Here is a 1,341-nt window from a genome sequence, read left to right on the forward strand (position 1 = left end):
CGGTGTTGCTGCCGCCGGTTATCGCACCGGTCTGCGCGGCGCTCGTATCGCTGATCGTCAGCGTGCCGTTGTTGGTGATGACGTTGCCATTCGCCTGCGCTTCGGAGTCTGCCAGTCCGCGGTCGATCGTATAGCCGTTCAGATCCAGAACAACGGTCAGTCCGCTGGATACGGACAGGGCGCTGTCGTTCGCCCCGGCGGTGATATCCTGCGTCAGGGTGACGGTGCCGCCCGCGTTCAGTGCTGTTTGCAGTTCGTTCCAGGTGGTGATTCCGCCGTCATCCGTCACGGTGATCTCATAGGTTACGCCGCCAATGGTGACGGTCATCCACTCGGCCGTGTCGAAGGCCTGATGAGCAGTGATGATCCATTCGCCGGTCTCGTTGGATGCAGAGAACAGGTCGGCATTGCTGACCGCCACGTCCGTGGCCCCGCCGGTCAGGCCCACTTCCTGCAGGATCTCGCTGAGCGCCACAGTAGTGTCACCCTGCATCACGTATTTCAATGTATTATAGGTAAACTCCACGGTGTAGAGGGAAAAGCCGTCCGTCTCTACAGCAGCTGTGGTCCCCTCGCCGGTCTCCGGGGTGATTTCCGTGGTCACATCCAGCGCCTCGGCGGTCAGCCCGCCTGTGGTCTCTTCCTCGGTGACGTGATAAACGTTGGTGGTCAGGTTCTCATCCGCAGCCTCCGCCAGCGTGAAGGACACGCCCACGGTTTGGCCGTCGGCTGGCTGGTATTCCTCGCCCGTTTCCGGGTTGACAACTTTGATATCAAAGGTATAGGAAACAGCGACGTTCTGATCTTCGCCGCGCACTTCCTCCACAGCGGTGTCCACCTGTGTCTGCTGATAGACCGGCACCTGTTCCACGGACAGGACAGCATCCGCCGGGAACACCCCCGGCCCGGCCTTGACAGTGATCACCACGCCGTCCACGGTCATGGACTGGTCAAAAGACGCCTGTTCTGCGCCCACAGCTTCCAACATGACGGAGAGGGTCAGCGCCGTGTCCGCTACCGTAAAGGATACGTCTTCAGCGGAGACATAGCCCTCCGCCTCGGCGTTGTAAGTGTATTCACCGGGGAGCAGCAGGAAAGAGCCGTCATCCTGCGCGGGGATGGCTTCGGGATCCGGTACTTCCTCTGTGGCGGCGGGATAGACCGCCACAACAGCGGTCTCAGGATCTGATATAAAGGTCACCAAAACCGGCTGGATCTCCACGGGGGAGTCCGTTTCATCAGATCCCTCTTCTGCGGGGGCATCACCAGTGGATTCCTCAGATGGCTCCTGTACCCGGCTTCCCTCAGTTGTTTCTTCCTGTCCAGCTGCCGCTTCCGCAG

The 1,341-nt window shown here is 60.5% G+C and carries 1 protein-coding gene; it reads right to left on the bottom strand.

Annotated elements, in window-relative coordinates; translation table 11 throughout:
* The coding region (locus tag BLT02_RS17470; protein ID WP_347475068.1) for a hypothetical protein at positions 1-1,341 on the bottom strand (1,341 nt) is incomplete at both ends.

Origin of the sequence: Sarcina sp. DSM 11001 (genome assembly GCF_900101015.1) — a bacterium.
Classification (GTDB): domain Bacteria; phylum Bacillota; class Clostridia; order Lachnospirales; family Lachnospiraceae; genus CAG-791.